The sequence below is a fragment of the Pseudomonas sp. NDM genome, from assembly GCF_003105095.1.
GTDB lineage: Bacteria > Pseudomonadota > Gammaproteobacteria > Pseudomonadales > Pseudomonadaceae > Aquipseudomonas > Aquipseudomonas moraviensis_A.
Map to the genome: position 1 here is coordinate 1 of NZ_QETJ01000080.1, position 22,932 is coordinate 22,932.

General features: G+C 60.1%; 14 protein-coding genes, 1 rRNA gene and 1 pseudogene. 11 read left to right on the plus strand and 5 right to left on the minus strand.

Annotation, left to right across the window (positions count from 1 at the left end):
* Both DCO47_RS16660 and DCO47_RS16665 read left to right on the plus strand, forming a co-directional pair.
* On the plus strand, positions 1–3,826 hold a 3,826-nt coding region (locus DCO47_RS16660; protein WP_116658493.1), incomplete at its 5' end, for an S-layer family protein.
* Positions 3,827–3,975: 149 nt separating this feature from the next.
* Complete coding sequence (locus tag DCO47_RS16665) at positions 3,976–4,314, plus strand: hypothetical protein (RefSeq protein WP_042610141.1); 339 nt, start codon at positions 3,976–3,978, stop codon at positions 4,312–4,314.
* Positions 4,315–5,044: 730 nt separating this feature from the next.
* On the opposite strand, the gene lapD is transcribed toward DCO47_RS16665, so the two are convergent.
* Together lapD and lapG are read right to left on the minus strand one after the other, a co-directional pair.
* Positions 5,045–6,991: a cyclic di-GMP receptor LapD gene (gene lapD, locus DCO47_RS16670; RefSeq protein WP_064364559.1), complete on the minus strand. Its 1,947-nt coding sequence runs from the start codon at positions 6,989–6,991 to the stop codon at positions 5,045–5,047.
* A 14-nt stretch (positions 6,992–7,005) separates the two neighbouring features.
* On the minus strand, positions 7,006–7,698 hold the full coding sequence (gene lapG, locus DCO47_RS16675; protein ID WP_116658494.1) for a cysteine protease LapG: 693 nt from the start codon (positions 7,696–7,698) through the stop codon (positions 7,006–7,008).
* Positions 7,699–7,894: 196 nt separating this feature from the next.
* Here lapG and DCO47_RS16680 point away from each other — a divergent pair, with 196 nt between their 5' ends.
* The 5 genes from DCO47_RS16680 (at position 7,895) to DCO47_RS16700 (ending at position 14,899) form a co-directional block, all read left to right on the plus strand.
* Positions 7,895–8,605, plus strand: a complete 711-nt coding sequence (locus tag DCO47_RS16680; protein ID WP_064364558.1) for a GntR family transcriptional regulator — start codon at positions 7,895–7,897, stop codon at positions 8,603–8,605.
* 698 nt (positions 8,606–9,303) lie between these two features.
* Positions 9,304–10,080 (plus strand): DUF3050 domain-containing protein, encoded by a 777-nt coding sequence (locus DCO47_RS16685; protein ID WP_064364557.1) that lies wholly within the window; start codon positions 9,304–9,306, stop codon positions 10,078–10,080.
* Positions 10,077–11,006 carry a diiron oxygenase gene (locus DCO47_RS16690; protein WP_065615691.1) on the plus strand — a complete coding sequence of 310 codons (930 nt, stop codon included), beginning with the start codon at positions 10,077–10,079 and terminating at the stop codon, positions 11,004–11,006. Before DCO47_RS16685 ends, DCO47_RS16690 begins: the two co-directional genes overlap by 4 nt.
* 10 nt (positions 11,007–11,016) lie before the next feature.
* Positions 11,017–14,409, plus strand: coding sequence for an amino acid adenylation domain-containing protein (locus DCO47_RS16695; protein ID WP_116658495.1), 3,393 nt, complete (start codon positions 11,017–11,019; stop codon positions 14,407–14,409).
* 22 nt (positions 14,410–14,431) lie between these two features.
* Complete coding sequence (locus tag DCO47_RS16700) at positions 14,432–14,899, plus strand: SRPBCC family protein (protein ID WP_116658496.1); 468 nt, start codon at positions 14,432–14,434, stop codon at positions 14,897–14,899.
* A gap of 131 nt (positions 14,900–15,030) precedes the next feature.
* On the opposite strand, the gene DCO47_RS27575 is transcribed toward DCO47_RS16700, so the two are convergent.
* On the minus strand, positions 15,031–15,816 hold the full coding sequence (locus DCO47_RS27575) for a methyl-accepting chemotaxis protein (RefSeq protein ID WP_371919881.1): 786 nt from the start codon (positions 15,814–15,816) through the stop codon (positions 15,031–15,033).
* Positions 15,817–15,885: 69 nt separating this feature from the next.
* A pseudogene (locus DCO47_RS27580) lies at positions 15,886–16,911 on the minus strand (cache domain-containing protein); the annotation flags it as partial.
* Between the two features lie 311 nt (positions 16,912–17,222).
* On the opposite strand from DCO47_RS27580, the gene DCO47_RS16710 reads away from it, so the two are divergent.
* The 4 genes from DCO47_RS16710 to DCO47_RS16725 all read left to right on the plus strand — a co-directional run bounded on the left by DCO47_RS16710 (position 17,223) and on the right by DCO47_RS16725 (position 22,570).
* Complete coding sequence (locus DCO47_RS16710; RefSeq protein ID WP_065615689.1) at positions 17,223–17,723, plus strand: sigma-70 family RNA polymerase sigma factor; 501 nt, start codon at positions 17,223–17,225, stop codon at positions 17,721–17,723.
* On the plus strand, positions 17,723–18,724 hold the full coding sequence (locus DCO47_RS16715) for a FecR domain-containing protein (RefSeq protein ID WP_116658497.1): 1,002 nt from the start codon (positions 17,723–17,725) through the stop codon (positions 18,722–18,724). The genes DCO47_RS16710 and DCO47_RS16715 overlap by 1 nt, the downstream gene beginning before the upstream one ends.
* Before the next feature lie 87 nt (positions 18,725–18,811).
* Complete coding sequence (locus DCO47_RS16720; protein WP_116658498.1) at positions 18,812–21,316, plus strand: TonB-dependent siderophore receptor; 2,505 nt, start codon at positions 18,812–18,814, stop codon at positions 21,314–21,316.
* 75 nt (positions 21,317–21,391) lie between these two features.
* Positions 21,392–22,570, plus strand: a complete 1,179-nt coding sequence (locus tag DCO47_RS16725) for a PepSY domain-containing protein (protein WP_116658499.1) — start codon at positions 21,392–21,394, stop codon at positions 22,568–22,570.
* Positions 22,571–22,635: 65 nt separating this feature from the next.
* On the opposite strand, the gene rrf is transcribed toward DCO47_RS16725, so the two are convergent.
* Positions 22,636–22,751: ribosomal RNA gene (rrf, locus tag DCO47_RS16730) — 5S ribosomal RNA — on the minus strand.
* Between the last annotated feature and the right edge of the window lie 181 nt (positions 22,752–22,932).

The window sequence follows — 22,932 nt, forward strand, 5'->3', positions numbered from 1 at the left end:
CGCCGGCTCGGTGCAGGCCACGATCAAAACCGCCACCGGTGGCAGCTTCGAAAACCTGGTACCGAGCAGCACGCCAGCAGTGACCAGCGTCACTGACACTGTCGACACCACTACCGTCAGCATCAGTGGCAGCAGCTCGGTGACCGAGGGCCAGACCGCCAGCTACACCGTCAGCCTCAATCACCCGGCGCAGACCGAAGTGACCCTGAAAATCGTTTACAGCGGCACCGCTGCCGACGGTTCGGACTTCACCGGTGTGTACACCGTGAAGATCCCGGCGGGCGCCAGCAGCGCGCAGTTCAACGTCGCCACCCTCGATGACAAGATCACCGAAGGCACCGAGAACTTCGTGGTCAAGATCGATTCGGCTACCGGCGGCAACTTCGAGAACCTCGCGGTCAGCAGCACCAATGGCAGCGTCAGTACTTCGATCATCGACAACGATGCGCCACCGGTGCTCGATCTGGACGCCAACAACTCCAGCGGCGCGACCGGTGCCGATTACAAAGTGACGTTCACCGAGAACACCCCGGGCGCCGGCGTGTCGATCGCTGATACCGACATCAGCATCACCGACCCGGACAGCACGATGCTCACCGGCGCCACCGTGGTGCTGACCAACCGTCAGGACGGCGATGCACTGAATCTGGGCAACAGCGTCAACGGCATCACCATCAATGCCAACAGCACCAACGGCACGGTGACCCTCACGCTGTCGGGTAACGCGACGCTGGCCGACTACATGCAGGTCATCAAGAACATCAGCTTCACCAACAGCAGCGAAAACCCGAGCACCGTGCCTCGGATCATCACCGTGACGGTGACTGATGGCGGCAACTACTCGAACACCGCGACCACCACGGTCAACGTGGTGGCGGTCAACGATGCACCGGTCGCTGCGCCGAGCAATGTCACCGGCAGCGAAGACACGTCGCTGGTCCTCGGCTGGTCGACCTTTGGCGTCAGCGATGTCGACAGCCCTGCAACCAGCCTCGGGATCAAGATCACTCAGCTGCCGGGCGAGGGCAAACTGCAGTATCTGGACGGCTCGACCTGGAAAGACGTTGCCAACAATCAGACCTTCAGCAAGGCGGACATCGACGCTGGCAAGTTGCGCTTCCTGCCGGATGCCAACGAGTCGGGCACCAACGGTTACGGCGGCACCGGTCTGGGCAACAATCAGGCGGACTACGCACAGATCAAGTTCCAGCCTACCGATGGCCAGGCGCTGGGCAATACCGGCACGGTGAAGATCGACATCACGCCAGTGGCGGATGCGCCGACCGTGGCCGTGGCCGACAACAGCGTTAAGTCCACTGGCCTGATCAAAGAAGTCTGGACCGGCCTCTCGGGTCTGGGCACTGACGGCAGCGGCGCGAACTCGACCACCCTGAAAAGCGTGATCGACGCGGCCGGCAAACCGAACTCCAGCGGCAACGTCACCAACGTGCAGTCCGACGGCAGCGTCGCCGCCGGTACGGCGTCGAAGACCTCTGGCCTGATCTACCTGGAAGCCGGCAAGACCTACAGCTTCAGCGGCGTCGCCGATGACAGCCTGCTGATCACCATCGGCGGCAAGAACGTGGCTTCGGGTACCTGGGGCGCGGGCGGTGCGATCAATGGTTCGTTCACCCCGACCACCAGCGGCTACTACACCCTCGACATCTACCACCACAACCAGAGCGGCCCGGGCAGCTACGACGTCAACCTGTCGGTCAACGGCAGCACACCGATCGACCTGAGCAACGCTGGCGTGCCGATCTACACCGGTGTGCAGGACCTGATCAACTCGGGCGTGACGGTGTCCGATCTGCACGGCACCAACGGCGAAGGTTACTACGACGGCTACAAGCTCAACACCGGCGCCGAGGGCACCACGGTGAAGCTGTCGGCGATCAGCACCGCGCTGACCGACACCGACGGCTCGGAAACCCTGAGCGTGAAGATCAGCGGTGCACCGGTCGGTTCGGTGCTCAGCGATGGCGCGGGGCATACCTTCACCGTTACCGCGAGCAATGGCGAAGCCAATGTCACTGGCTGGAACCTCGGCTCTCTGACCGTGACTCCGCCGACCTACTACAACGGTCAGTTCAACCTGACCGTGACTTCGACGTCGACCGAACAGGTCGGCGGCTCGGCGAGCAGCACCGCGACCATTCCGGTCACGGTAGTGCCTGCGGTGTACAACGCAGTCACCGCCACCTCGGGTGACGACACCGTCACCGGCACCGACGCCAACGACATCATCGTCGCTGACATCGGCGGCCTGACCGTGGTCCCTGGCACCAACTACAACATCGCGTTCATGGTCGACAGCTCGGGCAGCATGAGCACGTCGTCGCTGAACGCTGCGAAAGACTCGCTGACTTCGGTGTTCAACAGCCTCAAGCAGAGCCTGGGCGGCAGCAACTCCGGCACGGTAAACATCTTCCTGGTGGACTTCGATACCCAGGTCAACAAGTCGGTGTCGGTGAACCTCAACGACCCGAATGCGCTGGCGCAACTCAAAGCCGTGCTGGACTCGATGGGCTCCGGCGGCGGCACCAACTACGAAGACGTGTTCAAGACCACGGCCAACTGGTTCCAGAGTGCCGATGCCGTGGCCAACACCGGGGCGAAGAACCTCACATACTTCATTACCGACGGCCAACCGACCTATTACCAGACCGGCGAGCAAGCCAATCCGACGCTGTACGGCAATGTGAAGCTCGATGACGTGGTGAAAACCAGCAACTACAAGCCGGGCGACACCTTCAGCACCTACATCGACAACACCCATGCGTTGACGATCAACAGTGCCGGCACCGTGACTCTGCAAACCTACAGCTCATGGTGGGGCTGGAGCAGCAGCAACCTAGGCACCATCCACGCTCAGGGCGACGGCACTTACGAGCTGTCGAACCTGGCCGGTACCGGCAACAGCACCAACTCGTCGACGACCAGCAACTCGGCCAGCGGCTTCGCCTTGCTCAGCGGGCTGTCGAACGTCGAAGCGATCGGTCTGAACAGCGGCGTCACCCTGGATGACCTGAAACCGTACGATTCGGATAAAACGCCGCAGACCAACATTGATCCGAAAGACCTGGCCAACTCGATCATCGGTCATACCGAAGCCACGATGCCGGGTAACGACACCGTCAACGGCGGCGAAGGCAATGACATCCTGTTCGGCGATCTGGTCAGCTTCAACGGCATTGCCGGCGAGGGTTACCAGGCGATGCAGGCGTTCGTCGCCAAGGAAACCGGCGTCGAGGTCAGCAAAGTCAGCACCAGCAACGTGCACCAGTACATCACCGAACACTACCAGGCGTTCGATGTGTCCGGCGCACATGACGGCAACGACACGCTGCTCGGTGGCGCAGGCAATGACATCCTGTTCGGCTCGGGCGGCAACGACCTGCTCGACGGCGGCAAAGGCAATGACATCCTGCTCGGTGGCAGCGGCAAAGACACGCTGATCGGTGGTCAGGGCAACGACATCCTCATCGGCGGTTCCGGTGGTGACACCTTCGTCTGGAAATCGGGCGACACCGGTAACGATGTGATCAAGGATTTCAAAGCCAGCGAAGGCGACCGCATCGACCTGCGCGACCTGTTGCAGGGCGAGACCGGCAGCACGATCGACAACTTCCTGAAAATCACCACGGTCGATGGCACGTCGTCGCTGCAAGTCAGCTCGGCGGGCAAATTCAACTCGGGCGATGCCGCTGCGGCGACGCCGGACGTGACGATCAAACTGGAAGGCAACAACTGGGCGAGCGCCAACCTGCACAACCTGATTGCCGGCAGCGACCCGACCATCAAGGTCGATCACAACAACAGCTGAGGCTGAAACAAAAACGGCCGCCTCCGCTGAGGCGGCCGTCGCGTTTTCAGGCAATGCAGCGGTGACGATTGCATCGTCGCCCCGCATACTGGCGCGCAGTTGGCTATGCTGCTGACAGCATGACGCTGTTCATTTGTGAGGGATGCTCAATGTTCTACGTGCAACGCGATGCGCAAGGCCAGTTGATTCGCGTGGAAGCGGCGGCGTACGCCGAGGCCACGGAAACGCTGCCCGCCGACAACCATGAGATTCAGGCGTGGTACGCCAACGAAGCCGTGGAAAACAGCCTCAGACAGCTCAAGCAGAGCGACTTTGAAATGATTCGGGTGCTCGACGACCTGATTCAGGTGCTGACCCAGAAAGGCGTGATCCGCGTCACCGACCTGCCGGCGGCGGCCCAGGCCAAACTGATGGACCGCACCCAGGCGCGTGAAGCGCTGGGCGGGTTGAGCCAGTTGATCGATGAGGATGAGGGCGGGTTGATCTGATCCAGCCAAGATCAAAAGCTTACCCTCACCCCAGCCCTCTCCCGGAGGGAGAGGGAGCCGATCGAGGTGTCTGGCGCTATCCATCGACCTGAGAGATCGAGTCGATCTTGGATTCATTAGAGCTCTTGCACGTCGGCGTATCTCGTAAATATCCCACGGTCAGTCCCCTCTCCCTCTGGGAGAGGGAGCCGATCGAGGTGTCTGGCGCTATCCATCGACCTGAGAGATCGAGTCGACTTTGGATTCAGTGGAGTTCTTGCACGTCGGCGTATCTCGTAAATATCCCACGGTCAGTCCCCTCTCCCTCTGGAAAGGGAGCCGATCGAGGTGTCTGGCGCTATCCATCGACCTGAGAGATCGAGTCGATCTTGGATTCATTAGAGCTCTTGCACGTCGGCGTATCTCGTGAATATCCCACGGTCAGTCCCCTCTCCCTCTGAAGAGGGAGCCGATCGAGGTGTCTGGCGCTATCCATCGACCTGAGAGATCGAGTCGATCTTGGATTCAGTGGAGCTCTTGCACGTCGGCGTTTCTCGTAAATATCCCACGGTCAGTCCCCTCACCCTCTGGAGAGGGAGCCGATCGAGGTGTCTGGCGCTATCCATCGACCTGAGAGATCGAGTCGATCTTGGATTCATTAGAGCTCTTGCACGTCGGCGTATCTCGTCAATATCCCACGGTCAGTCCCCTCTCCCTCTGGGAGAGGGTTAGGGTGAGGGCGCTTCCTGGCTCACCGCCATGGCTTCGGCTCACCGAGCAACTGCCCCTGCACGCCATACAGGCCCATCTCGCGAATCACCGACAACTCCCCTTCGGTCTCGACCCGTTCGGCAATCAACGGCAGATCGATGCTGTGCGCCGCGCGCTGGATCGCTTCGATGAACAGACGCTTGTCGCTTTCCTGATCGATCGCCCGAATGTAGCTGCCATCGATCTTCAGATACGCCAGACCCAACCGCGCCAGGTTGCCAATCATGCTGAAGCGTCCGCCAAAACGTTGCAGGCTCAGCGAGAAACCCAGCTCGCGCAGGCGTCGGGTCAACTGCTCCAGCACCGCCTGTTCAGGCAATTGCTCCTCACCGATTTCCAGAGTCAGACGCGCGCCGAGGTTGGAGTGTGCGCGCAGAATCTCGAACACTTTGTTCAACGCCTGCGGATCGGCCAGCGTCGCCGAGGACAGGTTCAGCGCCAGCGAATCCTCGTGCGCCTTCATCTGCTCGAGCACGCGTTCGAGCATCAGCCGATCGAGCCGTGCGGTCCAGCCGAAACGCTCCAGCCACGGCAGGAAGCGCCCGGCGGGAATAGTCTGGCCCTGCTCGTCGAGCAGGCGCGACAGGACCTTGTAATGCAGCACCAGTTGCGTGTCCTGCGCGGCGACCACCGGCTGGAAGTACAACTCGAAACGCTGCTGACTCAACGCCTGATCCAGCAGTCGATGCCAGGCGTGATGATCGTCGCCGACCTCCGCTACCAGACTCTGATCGATGCACGCCCAATTCTGCTCGCCCTGGCCTTCGGCCTGCGCCAATGCCTGATCGCCCAGGGTCAGCACTGCTTGCGGCGAATCACCATGGGCGAACGGCGCCAGCCCGATCGAAGCCACCGCCGGCACATCGGTCGCGCCGGTGGCATGCAGGCTGCTCAGTGCATTGTCGAGATTCTGCGCCAGCTGCAACGCCTCCTCGCGCACCAGCCCCGGCGCCAGCACGGCGAACTCACCGCCGCGAATTCGCGTTACCAAGTCTTGAGTCTGTGGATATCTTGCGCACTCGCGGGTCAGTTGCTCACCGACGGCTTTGAGCAACTGGTCGGTGCGCTGGCCGCCGAGACGCTGGTTGAGCCCGGCCAGATCCTTGACCCGCAACAGCAGCAGATAACCGGAACTGGCCTGCTCCGGGTTGCTAACCCGGTTGTTCAGTTGCATCTCGAAATAGCGGCGGTTGGCCAGGCCTGTGAGGTTGTCCTGATAGGACTCTGTGCGCAGTTTTTCGCTGCGCTCGGCCTGCTCCTGAAACAGCGTCTTGAGCTTCTCGACCATCTGATTCATCGCCTGCACCACCCTGCGCAATTCAGGCGTGCGCGGCAGATCCGGCAGGCTGAGAAACTCGCGGCGGGCGATGGCATGGGACTGCTGGACCATGTAATCAAGCGGCTTCAACTGCCGACGCAGCAGCAGCGCGCCGAGCACCGCGCTCAGCGCACCGCAGATCAACAACCAGCCGAGGCTGCCCAGTGCGCTCTGCCACAGCTTGGCCACGGCGAACATCGGATGGCTGACCACCTCGACCCGCGCCGCCTGCTCCCAGCCGCGGCTGACCAGCGCATCGCCACCGGCCGGTTCCAGACCGATCAGTCTGACGAACCAGTCCGGCACGTTGCTCACCGCCGGAGTGCCGCTGCGCTCGACAATGGTCTGCTCGGTCTTCACGTCGACCACGCGAATGCTCGCGTAATAGCCGCTGTCGAAAATCGAACTGACCAGCAGCTCGACCATCGCCGGGTCGTCGATATTCGGCGTCAGCGACAACGCCAGCGCCGTCGCGGCGTCCTGCGCGTGGGAGCGCAACTGATTGACGTACTGGGTGCGCGAGCTCTCCAGGCTGACCATGAAGCTGCCGGTGAAGGCCACGACCAGGAACAGACAGATAGCGATCAACAGCTGTTTGAACAAAGACATCTGAGCGCGTGCTCCTAGTTAGTCGTCTCGACCGGAAAACCTTCGGCCTGCATTTTTTTCAGCACATCCTGCCAGCGCGACAGGCGTTTGGTGTCGCCGACCTTTTTATTGCCCTTGGCGCCCGGCAGATACAGACCTTCGGCATTGAAAGAGTAGACCGGCAGCAAATCGGTCCGCTGCGACGCCGGCTGGATCGGATCGATCAGACTGTCGAGCACCAGCGGCATGGCGTCGGGGGTCGCATAGTACGTCAACACCATGTGCGCGCGGTTCTGCCGCAGCGCCTTGACGTAGGTGATGCGCAGCTTGTCACTGGAAACCCCGAGATGGCGCAGGCTGAAATACTTGGCGATCGCGTAGTCTTCGCAGTCGCCAGCGCCCTTCCACAGCGCTTCGATCGGGGTTTCCCAATAATCCACCTCGCGCCAGAGATCGATGTCCTCGACGTAGCGCACCTGCTTGTTGAAGAACAGGTTCACCACCTTGAGCTTGTCCATCTCACTGACCTGCTTCTGCGTCGCCAGCAGATTCTGCCAGGCGTCGATGCGCTGCTGCCCGGCACCCAGTGGCCCATAAAGAGCAGTGGCCTTGCGGCTGATCGCGGAAAAATCCCGATCGGCGTGCAGACCGCCCAGCATGACGCCGGCCAGCAGCAATGCGCAGCCAAGCCAGCGCAAGGTCCGAGGGATCGCGAAACGTACCGCCACAGCAGGTTTCCAGAGGACAGAAAGGAAGCGTTTGATGGTGAAGCTTAGCCCGGCAAAAAACAATGGCACCGTGAGATCATCGAAAGACGCGCTAGACTTGAGATGGCAGCGTTATGTTTTACAAGGTTTGACAACCTGTAGAGCAATCACTAGTGTCATTTGGATCCAAATATTACGACCTACAGGGTGTGTTGTCGTGACTCAGAAGCCCAAACCGCTGCACAGCATCAAAGTCGAAGGACCGATTCCTGCGCATCTGGCCCGGTCGGTAATTGAAGAAACCCTGCGCTCGGCCATTCTAGATGGCCGTCTACCCTGTGGCACAGCGTTGCGCCAACAGGATCTGGCCGACCTGTTCGGGGTCAGCCGTATGCCGGTGCGCGAGGCCTTGCGCCAACTGGAAGCGCAAGAGCTGCTCAGCGTCACCACGCACAAAGGCGCCGTGGTTGCGCCGCTGATCCAGGGCGATGCCACCGAAACCTACGAGTTGCGCATTCTGCTCGAATCCGAGGCATTACGGCAGTCGATTCCGTTGCTGACTGACGCCGAGCATCAACTCGCCGCCGGCTATATCGACGAACTGGAAGCCCAGCACGACTACAACGAAATCGGCCGCCTCAACCGTCTGTTCCACATGGCCCTGTACAGCAAGGCGCCCAATCAGCGCCTGCTGCGCCTGGTGGAGGACGGCCTCAACGAGGAAGAACGTTTCCTGCGTTTCAACCTGGAAGCCATGGGCCTGGGCAAGCTGTCTCAGGACGACCACCGCGCCATGCTTCACGCCGTGATCGAGCGAGACATCCCGCGTTCACTCGAACTGCTGGAGCAGCACCTCAACCGTGGCGTTGAGGTCATCACCCGCTACCTGGCGACCCCCGCCGCGCAGAAGCGCCATACCGCACGCTGATATCTCGCCCACCGAATAATCCCCTTACAAATCTTCGCGACCGCTCTGCTGCCAGCTCTGGCAGCGGATCGGCGCGTGCGCGGCTGCCCGCCGCGCCCGGACCAGCGCTTTGTCGCTCTATGCCAATGACCAATCGGTAATAGCCGTGACGGCAATTTACCCGCACTCTTCCAGCGCCAACCCTATAGAACGGGGACACGCCGCCCTGACGGCACAGTCTCCGCAACAGGAACCTACGGAAGGAGCCTTGTCACGGGAAACAGGAAGTCATGGCGCCGGTCCCGGCCAACTTTCGCCCCCATCAATTCAATCAATCTCCTTAGTTAAAAGTTGCTTCGAGTGAGGCATTCACTCTTTTTATCAATTTTGGCCCCAATTAGCCGAAAGGAGCAATTTCGCCCAAATAAAACTTGCTCTGAAAGTTTTATCGGCAACTTTCATACTTGAAAAACAACCAACTTAAAATAATTGAAAATAAACTTGTTAATTGCTTTTGCCCTGTATTAGCTTTCTCTCGCCAGGTTTGAACTTTGTCGTTCACCGCGGCATACCTCACGTACCAAACGCAGCAACCGTGGCCCCGCAACGGCGTCAGAGCGCGATCTTGGAAGTGCTTGGATAACTTTCTATCCAACTTTCTCCATCGCTTACAGCAACTGAAAATAACTGTGCACCTCATATCACTGATAAAGGACATCATGATGCCCACTAAGCAGCAACTCGCCCTGAAGAAAGCCGAACTGAGTATTCACCCGATCTTCTCCGAGATTACTTCGTTATCGGTACTACGCCGTTTCATGGAAACCCATGTATTTGCCGTATGGGACTTCATGTCGCTGACCAAGCGCCTGCAACAGGAACTGACTTGCACACGCTTGCCCTGGCTGCCGCCGCGCGATCCTCACGCGGCGCGGTTGATCAACGAGATTGTGCTGGGGGAGGAATCGGACGATCGCCTCGATGCCGGCCATTACAGCCACTTCGAGTTGTACCTGGATGCGATGCGCGAAATCGGCGCGAGCACCACAGCAGTGGAACGCTTCGTCGCGTTGCAGCAGGAAGGCGTGAGTTATGACGTTGCGTTGCAAAGCGTCGATGTCGAGCCGGCGGCGGCGCAGTTTGTCCGCGATACCTTGCAGATTGCCCTGCAAGCGCCGGGACACAGCGTCGCCGCCGCATTCCTGCATGGTCGCGAGAGCGTTATCCCGACCATGTTCCAGCGCATCCTCGATGACTGGGGCATCGGCATCGAACAGGCGCCGACTTTCCGGTATTACCTGCAACGGCACATCGAAGTCGATTCCGAAGACCACGGCCCCGCCGCCGAGCAGTTGCTGGAACGTCTGGTCGATGGCGATCCGCAGCGCGCAGCTGAAGTCTATGCCAGCGCCATCGCCGCCGTGGAAAGCCGCATCGCCCTGTGGGACGGGCTGCGCCTGAGCATGGGCGCAGAAGTTGTCGAGGTGGCCCAATGAACGCCGCCGACTATCAATCCTTCGCCGAGGCCTGGGAAACCCGCGCGACTATTCGTACCCGTCCGCGACGGGTGCTCGAAGACGATCAGCGCCTGATCTACCCGCTTAGCCGCCAGCCGCTGGTGCTCAGCGAAACCTTCCTGCGTGAATGCCCGCAACAGCGTGATTTCGCGCTGGTGCAGACGTTGTACAAATTCATCAATGACGTAGTGATTTTCGAAACCGAAATCGTCGACAAGACCGCCCGCAGCATTGCCAAGAATCGCTTCGCCGTGGCGTTCCCGTTCGCCTGTCGTTACGACGCGATGACCGTGGTGGTCGATGAGGATTACCACGCGCTGGTAGCCATGGATTTCATGCAGCAAACGGTGGCGCTGACCGGTATCGAACCGATTCAGTTGCCCGACGAAATCGAACTGAGCCGGGCGATTCCCGCCGCTGTGGCACTGGCGCCGGAGCACCTGCGCAGCGCGGTGGAATTGATTTGCGTGGCGATCGCCGAAAACACCGTGACCGGCGACGTCGCCGCGTTCGCCCGCGACGATTCGGTCAAGCCGTCGATCAAGGGCCTGATGGCCGACCATTTGCTCGACGAGGGTCGCCATTCCAGTTTCTGGGCGCGGATGGTGCGCATCTATTGGCACACCGCCAGCGACGCGGACCGCGAAACCATCGCGCAGATTCTGCCGGTATTCATCGGCCATTACCTGACCAATGACATCCAGAAGTCCTTCGACCTGCGCCTGATCGATGCACTGCCGGTCAGCGAAATCACCCGGCGTTCACTGCGCGAGGAAATCGCTGGATTGGCCTTCCCGATCAACCGCCACCACCCGTTGGTGGGCAACATCGTCAAGTTTTTCCACAACAGCTCGCTGCTCGACACACCGTGTGTGCCGCACGCCCTGCGCGACTATCTGGTTTGAGGAGGCCGACATGAAACGTCTCGACATTTTGCTCACCGGCGCCAGCCAGGCCATGACCGATCTGGCCCGGGAACTCGAACAGCATGGCCATGCAGTGACGCGCAGCGGCGCGACACCCGCGGCGGTGGATCTGATCATCGACGATGGCTTTATCGGCGCCGGCGACTTCTGCGCGATCCCGCATCTGCACCTGCGCCTGGGTGTCGCTGCACAAGTTGACGGCGGCCTGCCGACCCTCGACTTGCTGTGCTTCCTCGGCTCGTCGCTGATCAGCCGTGTGCCGATCGGCGATGAGCCGTCCGGCAATGGTCAGTCCTTACGCCAGCGAGCGCTCGTCCATGTGGTCGACGAAGTGGCGTTGCTGGTCAGCCGTTTTTCCCGCGATGCCGATTATTTTCGCCATGCCCCTGCGCTGAGCGCGCCGGATTTCGAACGGCTGGAAGACCTGCTGTTTCTCGACAAACTGGCGTACGTCCACCGCCTCAACAATACGGCGAACCCTGCACTGCTGCAGCAAGCGCAGACCCCGCTGATCGAGCGTCTGCAACAGAGCCTGATCGAGCATGCCGAACGGCCGGCGCTATACCTCGGCGGACAGACCATCAGCTATCGCCAGTTGCACGCCCACAGCCGCGCGATTCAACAGCGACTGCTGCCGTTGCTCGAGCAACATCCGCAGCCGTGGGTGGTCGGAGTCTGCCAAGGCAAGAACCCGGCGTTGTTCGCTTCGATCCTGGCGATTCTCGGCAGCGGCGCGGTGTACTTGCCGCTGGAGCCGAGTCATCCGCTGCAGCGCCAGCAATACATCCTGGAAAACGCCGGCGCTGTGTTGTTGCTCCACGATGGGCGGCAGGCGCTCAGCGAATCGATAACGGGGCTGGATGTCAGTGGCATCGAGGCGACCGACGCCGATCTCGATCGGCCGCTGATGCTGCACCCGCCCGAGCTCGATGCGCCGTGCATGGCGCTCTACACCTCGGGCACCACCGGGCATCCGAAAGGCGTGCTGCTCAGCCAGGCCAATCTCGCTCACTTCACTGCGTGGTACGCCGACCATGTGCGATTGCGCGCCGAGAGTCGGGTATTGCAGTTCTCGTCGCTGAGCTTTGATTCGTCGCTAATCGACATCTTTCCGAGCCTGCTCGTCGGCGCGGAGCTGGTGGTGCCGGACGACACCCAGCGTCGCGATCCTTTGCAACTGGTTGCGCTGATTCGCCGTCGGCAACTGACCCACGCCTTCCTGCCGCCGGCGCTGTTGAGCATCCTGCCGCTGCAACCACTCGAAGGCCTGCAGGTGATGACCGGCGGCGATGTCTGCGAGCCGTTCGTCATTGAACAACTGACCCGGCAAGGTACCCTGCACAACCTGTACGGCCCGACCGAAGCCACCGTGCTGATCACCGCGCGCCAGCTGAAACCGGGCGACAGCAACCGCACGCTGGGAGCGCCGATCGCCAACAGTCAGGTGCTGATTCTCGACGACGATCTGCAACCGGTGCCCAATCAAACCGTCGGTGAACTGTTCATTGTCGGCCCGGGTGTCTGCCTCGGTTACCTGAACAACCCGCAGCAGACCGCCGAGCGCTATCTGACCCTGTCACTGCCCGGCGGCGAGACCTTGCGCGCCTACCGCAGCGGCGACATGGCCAAGTGGGGCGAGCACGGTATCGAGCTGTGCGGGCGGCGCGACAATCAGGTGAAAATCCGCGGCTTTCGCGTCGAGCCGGAAGAGATCGAACGCTGCCTGCGCGAGAGTCGCTTGTATCGGCAGATTGCCGTGGTCATCGACAGTCAACGGCGCATTCTGGCGTTCCTCGCCCAGCCTCAGACCGAGACTGCCCGGGACGAACTGAAAGCCCATGCCCGGCAGTTTCTGCCGGACTACATGCAACCCGTGGCATGGACCGAACTGCCGCAGATGCCCTTCGCCAGCAACGGTAAGGTCGATCGCAGGGCGCTGTTGGGATTGCCGGTGAGCGTTCAGGACAGCGCTGCGAAATGCCTGCCGGCGAACGCCGACGAAGCGCTGTTGCTGGAGATCTGGGCCGAGTTGCTGGAACTGCCGACCAGCGACATTTCCACCGACGAAAGCTTCTTCAATCTCGGCGGCCACTCGATTCTGCTGTCGCGGATGTTGCTGCGCTTGCGCGAGGAATTCGGCCGAAGCATTTCGATCAATCGCTTCATCGAACTGCCGACGATCAGCAAACTGGCGACGCTGGTGCGCGGCACCGACGACAGCGCGGTACTCAGCGCTCAGGCCATGGCCGACGCCGAGCGCACGCTGGATATCGAACCGCTGCCGATCAGCCGCATGGGCGATGTGCACAAGGTCATCGTCACCGGCGCCAACAGTTTTGTCGGTGTGCACATCGTCGAAGCGCTGCTCGGTTGGGGCGCCAGCGAGGTCGCCTGTCTGGTGCGCGACGGCGCCGGGCAAACGGCAGCACAACGCTTCGCTCAGGCCCTGCGCGAAAACCGTCTGGAGCATCTCGATCTGAGCCGCGTGCGGGTTTATGCAGCGGATATGAGTCGCCCGCAGCTGGGCCTGGGCGATGACGATTATCAGCGCCTGGACCGCGAGTTCGGCGCGCTGGTGCACAACGCCGCCAACGTCAACCACGTACTCGATTACGAGTCGCTGGCAGCGGACAACGTCGAGCCGATCTTTGCCTTGCTGAAGCTGTGCGAAGGGCGGAGCAAAAAGGTCTTCAATTTCGTCTCGACCCTGTCGGCCTCCAGCACCGTGGATGACGCCGGTCGAGTGCTCGAGTTGCCCGCCGCCGCGACGCCACCGATCTACATTCGCAACGGCTACAACCTGTCGAAGTGGGTCGGCGAACGCATCCTTGAACGAGCGCGCGAGCGCGGTGTGCGGGTCAATCTGTATCGTCCGGGCAATATCAGTTTCAACAGCCTGAGCGGCGTTTGTCAGCCGCACAAAAACCGCTTGATGCTGATGCTCAAAGGCTCGATCCAGCTCGGTCAGGTGCCGGCCTTTGCGCTGAATTTCGACCTGATGCCGGTGGACTTTCTCGCCCGCTTCATCGCCTTCCATGCCAGCCGTTATTCAGCGGAGCGCGCAGTGTTCAATCTGCACAACCCCGAGCCGCTGAGCTGGGATGCCTACGTCGCTTCGTTCCGCGAAACCGGCAGCGAGTTCTCGCTGGTCAGCGTTACCGATTGGCAGCAGCAACTGAACCGGGTCGACGCCGACAACGCGCTGTTCGGCGTGCTCGGTTTCTACCTCAACGGTTTCGAAGAAGACATCGGCGATATCTCGCTGATCGGCCACGCCAACGCCGAGGCCGGCGTGCAGCAGATGGGCGCGCACTACCCGCAGAAATCCCCGGCGCTGTTGCGTCGCGGCTGCGACTACCTGAAAGAAATCAACTTTCTCTGACTCATCAACAAGGAGCAGCACCATGAGCAATCTGCAACCCGACACCCTGATCAAAAACCCGCAAGGCTGTCACGTTGTGTCGTCGGTGGAAGTGCCGGCGGACGCGGCAAAAGTCTGGGCCGTAGTGGGCGATTTCGCCGGCTTCGATCGATTCATTCCGGCGCTGTCGCACACCGAAATGACCGGCGAAGGCGTGTCTTCGCTGCGCAAGAAAATCTTCAAGGACGGCAACATCGTGGTCGAACAACTCAACGCCCGCGATGAACAGGCACGGCGCATGACCTGGACGACGATTTACAACACTCTGGGGGTGGCGAATCTGTGGGCGGCGATGCAGGTGGAATCGCTGAGCGAAGGGAAGTCGCGAGCGACCTGGACGATCATCGCCGAGCCGGCTGCGGGTGGGGATGAAGCATTGCCGGGATTCAAGGATTTCGTGCAGGGGTTTGCCGATGATGCGATGGGCAATGTCTTGAAGCTGTTTGTTTAAGGCTTCGGATTTGCGGTGGATGTCACACCGCTTTCGCGAGCAGGCTCGCTCTCACATTTCGATTGCATTCCTTCTATAGGAATGCGGTCACCCTGTGGGAGCGAGCCTGCTCGCGAAGAACGATAACGCGGTCAGATCTTGAAGCTGTCGACCAACTGCTTCAACCGGTTCGCCTGTTGCGACAACGCATCACAATCCTTCAACGTTTCGTTGAGGTTGGCCACGCTCTGCTGATTCAACAGGTTGATCTGGTTGACGTCGACGTTGAGGGTTTCCACCACCGCAGTCTGCTCTTCGGTTGCAGCTGCCACCGACTGGTTCATGCCGTCGATTTCGCCGATGCGCTGGGTCACGCTGACCAGGCGCAAACCGGCCTGATTCGCCACTTCCACGCTCTGCTCGCTGGACGCCTGACTGGCGTTCATCGTGCTAACCGCTTCACGCGACCCCACCTGCAGCGAGGTGATCATCTTGTGGATCTCTTCTGCCGACTCCTGGGTGCGATGCGCAAGGTTGCGCACCTCATCAGCGACCACGGCAAAACCGCGTCCGGCTTCACCGGCACGCGCGGCTTCGATGGCCGCGTTGAGCGCCAGCAGGTTGGTCTGCTGCGAGATGCCTTTGATCACATCGAGAATGTGGCCGATGTTGTCGGTGCTGGCGTTCAAGGTCTCGATCTGCGTGCACGACAGGCTGATCTTCTGCGACAACTCGGTCATCGCCTGAATCGTCTGCTCAACCACCTGACGCCCGTCATCGGCTTGCTCGGAAGCACCGCTGGCGTGCTGCGACGCATCCGCCGCGTTGCGGGCGATTTCCTGAGTGGCCGCGCCCAATTCGTTGATCGCGGCAGCGACGCTGTTGGTGCGTGCACTTTGCTCGTCGGAACCGATGATCGACGCGTTGGACGATGCCATCACCCGTTGCGACAGATCATGGACATGGCGGGTGGCGGAAGACACTTCGGAAATCGACGCGTGAATCCGTTCAACGAACTGGTTGAAAGCGCTACCCAACTCACCGAATTCGTCTTTGCTTTCAACCACCAGACGCCGGGTCAGATCGCCCTCGCCTTGAGCGATATCTTTCATCGCACGGCCCATGGTGATCAGCGGACGCATCAACACGTTGATCAACAGGCTCAGCAGCAACGCAATCGCCGCGACTGCGACAAACATGGCGATCAGCGCCGAGGTGCGGAATTGGCTGAGTGCGGCGTAGGCCTTGTCGCGATCGATCGACAGACCGATGTACCACTGCGCATTCGGCAGATCGCTGACCGGGGTGAACGACAGAATGCGTTCCTGGCCGTTGAGCACAACGTTCTGGTTGCCCTTCTCGATGCGCACGTTGGTGTTCGGGTAGATGTCCTTGAGGTTTTTCATCACCTGATCTTTGTCCGGGCTGACGATCACCTGGCCGTCACCGCTGACCAGAAACGCATGGCCGAGGCCACCGAAATCCACCGAATTGATGATCTTCACCAGCGTTTCCAGACTCAGGTCACCGCCGACCACACCGAGCAGTTCGCCGTCCTTCTTCACCGGCATGGCGATGGTCACCACCAGGCCACCGACTGCCGCCATGTAGGGCGGCGTCAGCATGGTTTTGTCAGCGACCACTGCCTGCTTGTACCAGGGGCGCTGACGCGGATCGTAACCGTCCGGCATCTTCGCATCGGGACGTTGGGTGAAGACACCGTTGGCCTGCCCGACATAGGTGAACTGGAAGTTCGACGTGAAGGCTGGTTGATCGACCAGTCCGGGGAAGTCGGCATTCTTGCCTTGATGAGCCACGTTCTGCGCGAGGTTTTCCAGCACCAGAATGCGCCCGCTCATCCAGTTCTGCACGCTGCTGGCGGTCAGGTCACCGGCCTGCTGCACGGAGGACTGCAGATTCTGGCGAATGGTGTTTCGCTGCAAGTAATCGTTGTAGAGCGTGAACAAGGCGAACGCCAGGACGACGACGCCCGACGCGGCCAGGAGGATTTTATGGCTGAACTTGAGATTCATTTCAGAGGACTTCTTATGCCAAAAGTGGGTATGCGTTCCGGATGCAACATTCCATGTACAGCGCAGGCAGCATTCTTCTGGCCGCTCTACTTTGGTGCACGCATTTCTCACCAGTCTGTCGGCCAGTCGGCGATAAATCTTAGGGTCGAGTAGGAAATGGATGAGATTCGTGACTGATTCCCGCCGAACGGCGTGCCAGAGCGGCTGAGGTGAAATTTTTCTCACTGTCCTCAGGACGACAGTTGCAAAATCGGTAACCCTTGATGACAATGCGACTAATTATCATTTGTGACGTTCGGGCTGGCGTGGTCATGTCTTCACCTGAGTTGGTCGTACAGGCGCTTTACGGTAGTCATCACGGCTGGCTGAACGCTTGGCTGCGCGCGCGTCTGGGCAATGCGGCGGATGCCGCCGATCTGGCTCAGGACACTTTCCTGCGTCTGCTCCAGCGCACCGAGCGCCTCGAATTGAAAGCGCCCCGAGCCTTTTTGCGGACCATTGCCCGCGGTCTGGTGATCGACCATTGGCGCCGCGAGGAAATCGAGCGCGCTTATCTGGAAACCATTGCTCATCTGCCTGAAGGCGAAGCACCCGACACGGAATCCCGAGCATTGGTGCTTGAACTGCTGGAGAGCATTGCGCGCATGCTTGAAGGACTGAAGCCGAAAGTGCGTCAGGCGTTTCTGCTGGCGCAGTGTGAAGGTCTAACCCACAAACAGATCGCCGAGCAGCTGGGCGTGTCGGTTCGCTCGGTGGAACGCTACGTCGCCGATGCGTTGTTTCACTGCTATGTGTTGCGGTACGAACGCTGATGCCTGTGGATAACCTCTCACTCGGTCGCCGCGTTGAACCTCGACAACAGGTGGTTAAACAAGCGATTCACTGGCTGCTGCGGCTGCGCGACAACCACGGCAATTCCCGCCTGACTCGCCAATGCGAGCAGTGGCGCGCCGAGCACCACGAGCACGAAATCGCCTGGCAACGGGTGCAGTCACTGCACGCCGAATTGAGTTCCAGCCTGCGTGCCGTGCCCGGCGCGCAGGTCGCGTTCAACACCCTGGAAAACAGTGCGCAGGAGCTGGGCCGACGCCAGGCTTTGAAGTTGCTGTCCGGTGCGCTGTTGATCGGATCTGCCGCGTGGCTGGCCAAGGACAGCGCCGCCTGGCAGCAATGGAGCGCCGACTACGCGACGGCGACCGGCGAACGGCGCGGCTTCCAGTTGCCCGACGGCACGCGGATCGAGCTCAACACCGCCAGCGCCGTAGATCTGGATTACACCGCCCGGCAGCGCCTGATCAAACTGACCCGCGGCGAAATCATTATTACCTGCGGCGGCTCTGACGAAGGCGCGGCGACGGATCGACCGCTGCGCGTACAGAATCGCCACGGGAGTTATGAGCCGTTCGCTGCGCGTTTCATTTTGCGTCAGGAAGATCAGTGCACGCGGCTCAGCGTTACCCGTGGCCGAGTGGTGGTTCGCGCTGGCGGTGATTCGCTCGAAGCCCTCGCCGGGCAGAGCTTTCTGGTCGATCAAGGCGGTTTGCGCGCGGCACCGACGCTGGATATGGATGCGGGCGCCTGGCTCGATGGCTTGATTGTCACGCGCAATATGCGGCTGGGCGACTTTATTGCTGAAGTCGCCCGTTACCGCCCGGGGTTTCTGAGTTGCGCGGCGGATATTGCCGAGCTGCGCTTGTCCGGTGTGTTCCGTCTGGAGGACACCGACAGGCTGCTGGCAGTCCTGCCGCAGACGCTGCCGGTGCAACTGCGCTACCGCACCCGTTGGTGGGTGACCCTCGAGCGCGCGGTGTGAAATTTTTTTGGCGGGTTTTTCCAGGCAGTCCGGCTTAGTCAGTAAGCACTTCAACTCAGCCCTCGCGACTGCCTACGGAAATCCATGATGACTGTCCGCGCTACTTGTAAGAACCCTCTGAATTTCACTGCAGAATCGACACTGCTGCGCCATGCGGTGCGGGCAGCCCTGCTGTCCACCGCGCTGGGCATCAGCGTATTACCAAGCCTGAGTCTGGCCGCCAACCCTGCCGGCACCGAGGTCAGCCACCGCTACAACATTGCTGCCGGGCCACTGGGCGAGGCGTTGAATCAATTTGCCCGGCAGGCCGGCATCACCTTGTCGATGACGCCACAACAGACCCAAGGTCAGCAATCCCCGGGCGTGCAGGGTGAATATTCGACCGATCAGGCCTTGAGCCATTTGCTCGGCGGCTCGGGACTGGAAGCCGTCAGTCAGGACGGCAGCAGCTACATCCTGCGCCCGCTCGCCGAAAGCGAAGCACTGGCCTTGCCGACTACCGACATCAAAGGTTTTGCCCTCGGCAACGCACTGGGCAGCATGGCCGGCTACAACGCCACGCACAGCCAGATCGCCACCAAGACCAGTACCGCATTGCTGGAAACCTCGCAAAGCGTGTCCGTGGTCACGCGCGAGCAAATGGATGACCAGGGCTCGCAAACCGTCTCGCAAGCGATGCGCTACACCCCGGGCGTGCTGACCAACCCGTACGGCGCCACGCATCGGTATGACTACGTGGCGATGCGCGGTTTCAACGACGGCTCGGTGGACAACATCTACCTCGACGGCCTCAAGTCGATGGGCGACAGCGGCACCTACAGCACCATGCAGGTCGATCCGTATTTCCTCGAACGCGTGGATATTCTCAAAGGCCCGTCGTCCGTGCTGTACGGCCGCAGCTCACCCGGCGGTCTGGTCGCACTCACCAGCAAAAAACCGTTGTACGAGGCGTACCACCAGGTGCAGGCCACCGTTGGGACACAAGGCCAGCGTGGGGTTGGTTTTGACTTCAGTGGCCCGGTCGATGACGACAAGCGCATTGCTTATCGTCTGACCGGATTGAGCGATCAGTCCGACACGCAATTCGACCACAACAAGGAAAAACGCTTCGCTCTCGCCCCGACGTTGAGCATCGATTTCACTGAAGATACCTCGCTGACCCTGCAGGCCTATCTACAGCATGATCCGGACGGCGGCTACCACGGCGGCGTTCCGGCGGACGGCACGATCCATCAGCGAAATGGCGGCCGTATCTCGCCGCGCTTCTTCGAGGGCGAGCCGGGGATCGATGGTTATTCCCGTGACCAGCAGTCGTTCGGCTACCAGTTCGAACACCGATTCAACGACGTCTTCACCGCCCGGCAGAACTTCCGCTATCTCGACTCCAAAGTGAATATGGATCAGGTCTACGCCTATGGCTGGACCACCCCGACCAGCAACGAACTGAACCGCTATTACACCGGCGGTGATGAGCGCCTGCATGCGTTCATCGTCGACAACATGCTGCAGGCGGAATTCTTTACCGGCGCGACCAAGCATACGGTGCTGATGGGCGCGGATTATCAGCGGCGTAAAACCGTGGTCGACTGGACCAGCGGTGGACTGGCACCGATCAATGCGTTCAATCCGGTGTACGGCAACTCGGCGATCGAGATGTACGGCGAGACCAGCTATCTGCGTCGCCTCGAACAGACCGGTGTGTATCTGCAAGACCTGATCGAGATGGACAAATGGCGCTTCTCGCTGGGTCTGCGTCAGGACTGGGTGGAGACCTCCGATGAAAACCGCATTGCTGAAGCGGGACGTCCTGTTGGTACAGAGATCAATGATCGACGCACGAAACTCACTGGCCGCGCCGGCGCGTTATACCTGTTCGATAACGGTCTGGCGCCCTACATCAGCTACTCCGAGTCGTTCAATCCGAACTCCTATGCCGACAGCGCCGGCAACCCACTGGCCCCCACCGATGGCACGCAGTGGGAAGTCGGATTGAAGTATCAGCCACCGGGCACCGACAACTTGTTCACCGCCTCGCTGTTCCGCATCGATCAGGAAAACCTCGCGACCAAACTGCCCCAGGAGAACTTCTATCGCGCGGTCGGCGCTGTGCGCTCGCAAGGTCTGGAGCTCGAGGCGCACATGCAACTGACCGACAACTTCAAGGTGCTCGGCAGTTACACCTTCACTGACATCGAGTATTCCAAATCGATGATCAGCACATTGAGTACACCGACCGACGTAATCGAGAACAAGGGCAACTCACCCACTCAAGCGCCGCGACACATGGCCTCGCTGTGGGCTGACTACAAGTTCGACAGTGCCGCACTTGATGGTCTGCGCCTGGGTGGCGGTGTGCGCTACGTCGGCTACAGCTGGGCCGATGCCGAGAACACCATGAAGGTGCCGTCTTACACGCTGTTCGATGCCTCGATTGGTTATGACCTGGGCAAGATTGGTTTGAAGGGTGTTGATGTTCGGCTCAATGCGAACAACCTGACCAACGAATCCTATGTCGCGTCCTGCGCCAGTCTGAACTTCTGCTACATGGGCGAAGAACGCAACGTAGCGGCGACCGTCAGCTATCAGTTCTAAAGCATTGTCCTGCGTATAAAAAAGCCAGCCCCTGATTTCAGGGGCTGGCTTTGTCGTTTTTTCGGGGTGTCTTGCATGCGTGCGTTTCTGGTTTTGTTGCATCGTTACATTGGATTGGCTACAGCGGTGTTTCTATTGTTGGCCGGGCTGACCGGCAGCGTGCTGGCGTTCAATCACGAACTGGATGAATGGCTGAATCCGCAGTTCTTTGAGGCGACGTCAGTCGGTGAGCGCTCGTCGCCAGGCGCGTTGGTGGATGCGGTGCAGACTGCACATCCGAAACTGCAAGTCTGGTACATGGAGTATCCCCATGAGGCGGGGCATACGGCGCTGCTGGCGGCAGTTCCACGCAACGATCCTGCGACGGGCCAGCCGTTTGATGAACGCAATCAAGTGTTCTATCTGGACCCGGTCAGCGCGGAGCAAAAAGGCGCGCGCTATTGGGGTGAATGCTGTTTTCAGCGGGAGAACCTGATCCCGTTCATTCTGGAGTTTCACTACAACCTGACATTGCCGGGTAACTGGGGATTGCTGTTGATGGGCCTGGTGGCCATCGCGTGGGTGATCGACTGTTTTGTCGCATTGTGGCTGACCTTCCCGCGTGGCAAGCCATTCTGGAAGAAATGGGCTACTGCGTGGAAGGTGAAAAGCGGGCATGCCTACCGCTTGAACTTCGACCTGCACCGCGCCGGAGGATTATGGCTATGGCTGCTGCTGTTGCCGATCGCCGTCAGCAGCGTCGCGATGAACTTGCCTAGTCAGGTGTTCAAGCCTGCTGTTTCGCTATTTTCGCCGATAGAGCCGAGCGTTTATGAAGCCAGAGGGCAAATGCCAGTCGATGAACTGGGGACGACACAGTTGAGCTATCAACAGGTGTACGAAAGGGCATTGCAGGAGGGGAAGCGATTAGGACTGACGGCGGCAATCGGCGAGTTGTATTACAGCTTTGAGTACAACTTCTACGGCGCCGGATTTGGGCAGCACGATACGGACGCACACGGTAAATCCTGGTTGTTCTTTCACGGTACCGATGGCCGATTATTAGGACAGGAAATAGCAGGACAGGGCACGCTTGGGGAGCAGTTCTTCCGACTCCAGTTGCCGATACATGGGGGACGGATCATCGGGGTGACAGGGCAGATAATGATCGCAGTATTGGGTGTGTTGATTGCGGGGTTGTCAGGGACGGGGGTTTATATCTGGTGGCGCAAGTGGCAGGCAAGACGCAGCAGCAAGGCCCGTAAAACAGCCTGATCTTTGTACACGCTTAAATGACAAAACCCCTGTCTGCGTTAGCAGACAGGGGTTTCGGAATTCAATCTTGACGATGACCTACTCTCACATGGGGAAACCCCACACTACCATCGGCGATACATCGTTTCACTGCTGAGTTCGGGATGGGATCAGGTGGTTCCAATGTTCTATGGTCGTCAAGAAATTCTTTATCTGGCCCGTCAACACGGTAACAAGCCAGCAAAAACAGGAACTTCTACTAAAACAAAACCCCAACTGCTTTCGCAATTGGGGTTTCGGAATTTAATCTTGACGATGACCTACTCTCACATGGGGAAACCCCACACTACCATCGGCGATGCATCGTTTCACTGCTGAGTTCG

Coding starts and splice junctions, on each gene's coding strand:
- DCO47_RS16720 (WP_116658498.1), top strand. CDS start 18,812: ATGACTGTCCGCGCTACTTGTAAGAACCCTCTGAATTTCACTGCAGAA.
- DCO47_RS27575 (WP_371919881.1), bottom strand. CDS start 15,816: ATGGCATCGTCCAACGCGTCGATCATCGGTTCCGACGAGCAAAGTGCA.
- DCO47_RS16715 (WP_116658497.1), top strand. CDS start 17,723: ATGCCTGTGGATAACCTCTCACTCGGTCGCCGCGTTGAACCTCGACAA.
- DCO47_RS16700 (WP_116658496.1), top strand. CDS start 14,432: ATGAGCAATCTGCAACCCGACACCCTGATCAAAAACCCGCAAGGCTGT.
- DCO47_RS16725 (WP_116658499.1), top strand. CDS start 21,392: ATGCGTGCGTTTCTGGTTTTGTTGCATCGTTACATTGGATTGGCTACA.
- DCO47_RS16690 (WP_065615691.1), top strand. CDS start 10,077: ATGAACGCCGCCGACTATCAATCCTTCGCCGAGGCCTGGGAAACCCGC.
- DCO47_RS16665 (WP_042610141.1), top strand. CDS start 3,976: ATGTTCTACGTGCAACGCGATGCGCAAGGCCAGTTGATTCGCGTGGAA.
- DCO47_RS16695 (WP_116658495.1), top strand. CDS start 11,017: ATGAAACGTCTCGACATTTTGCTCACCGGCGCCAGCCAGGCCATGACC.
- DCO47_RS16685 (WP_064364557.1), top strand. CDS start 9,304: ATGATGCCCACTAAGCAGCAACTCGCCCTGAAGAAAGCCGAACTGAGT.
- DCO47_RS16710 (WP_065615689.1), top strand. CDS start 17,223: ATGTCTTCACCTGAGTTGGTCGTACAGGCGCTTTACGGTAGTCATCAC.
- lapD (WP_064364559.1), bottom strand. CDS start 6,991: ATGTCTTTGTTCAAACAGCTGTTGATCGCTATCTGTCTGTTCCTGGTC.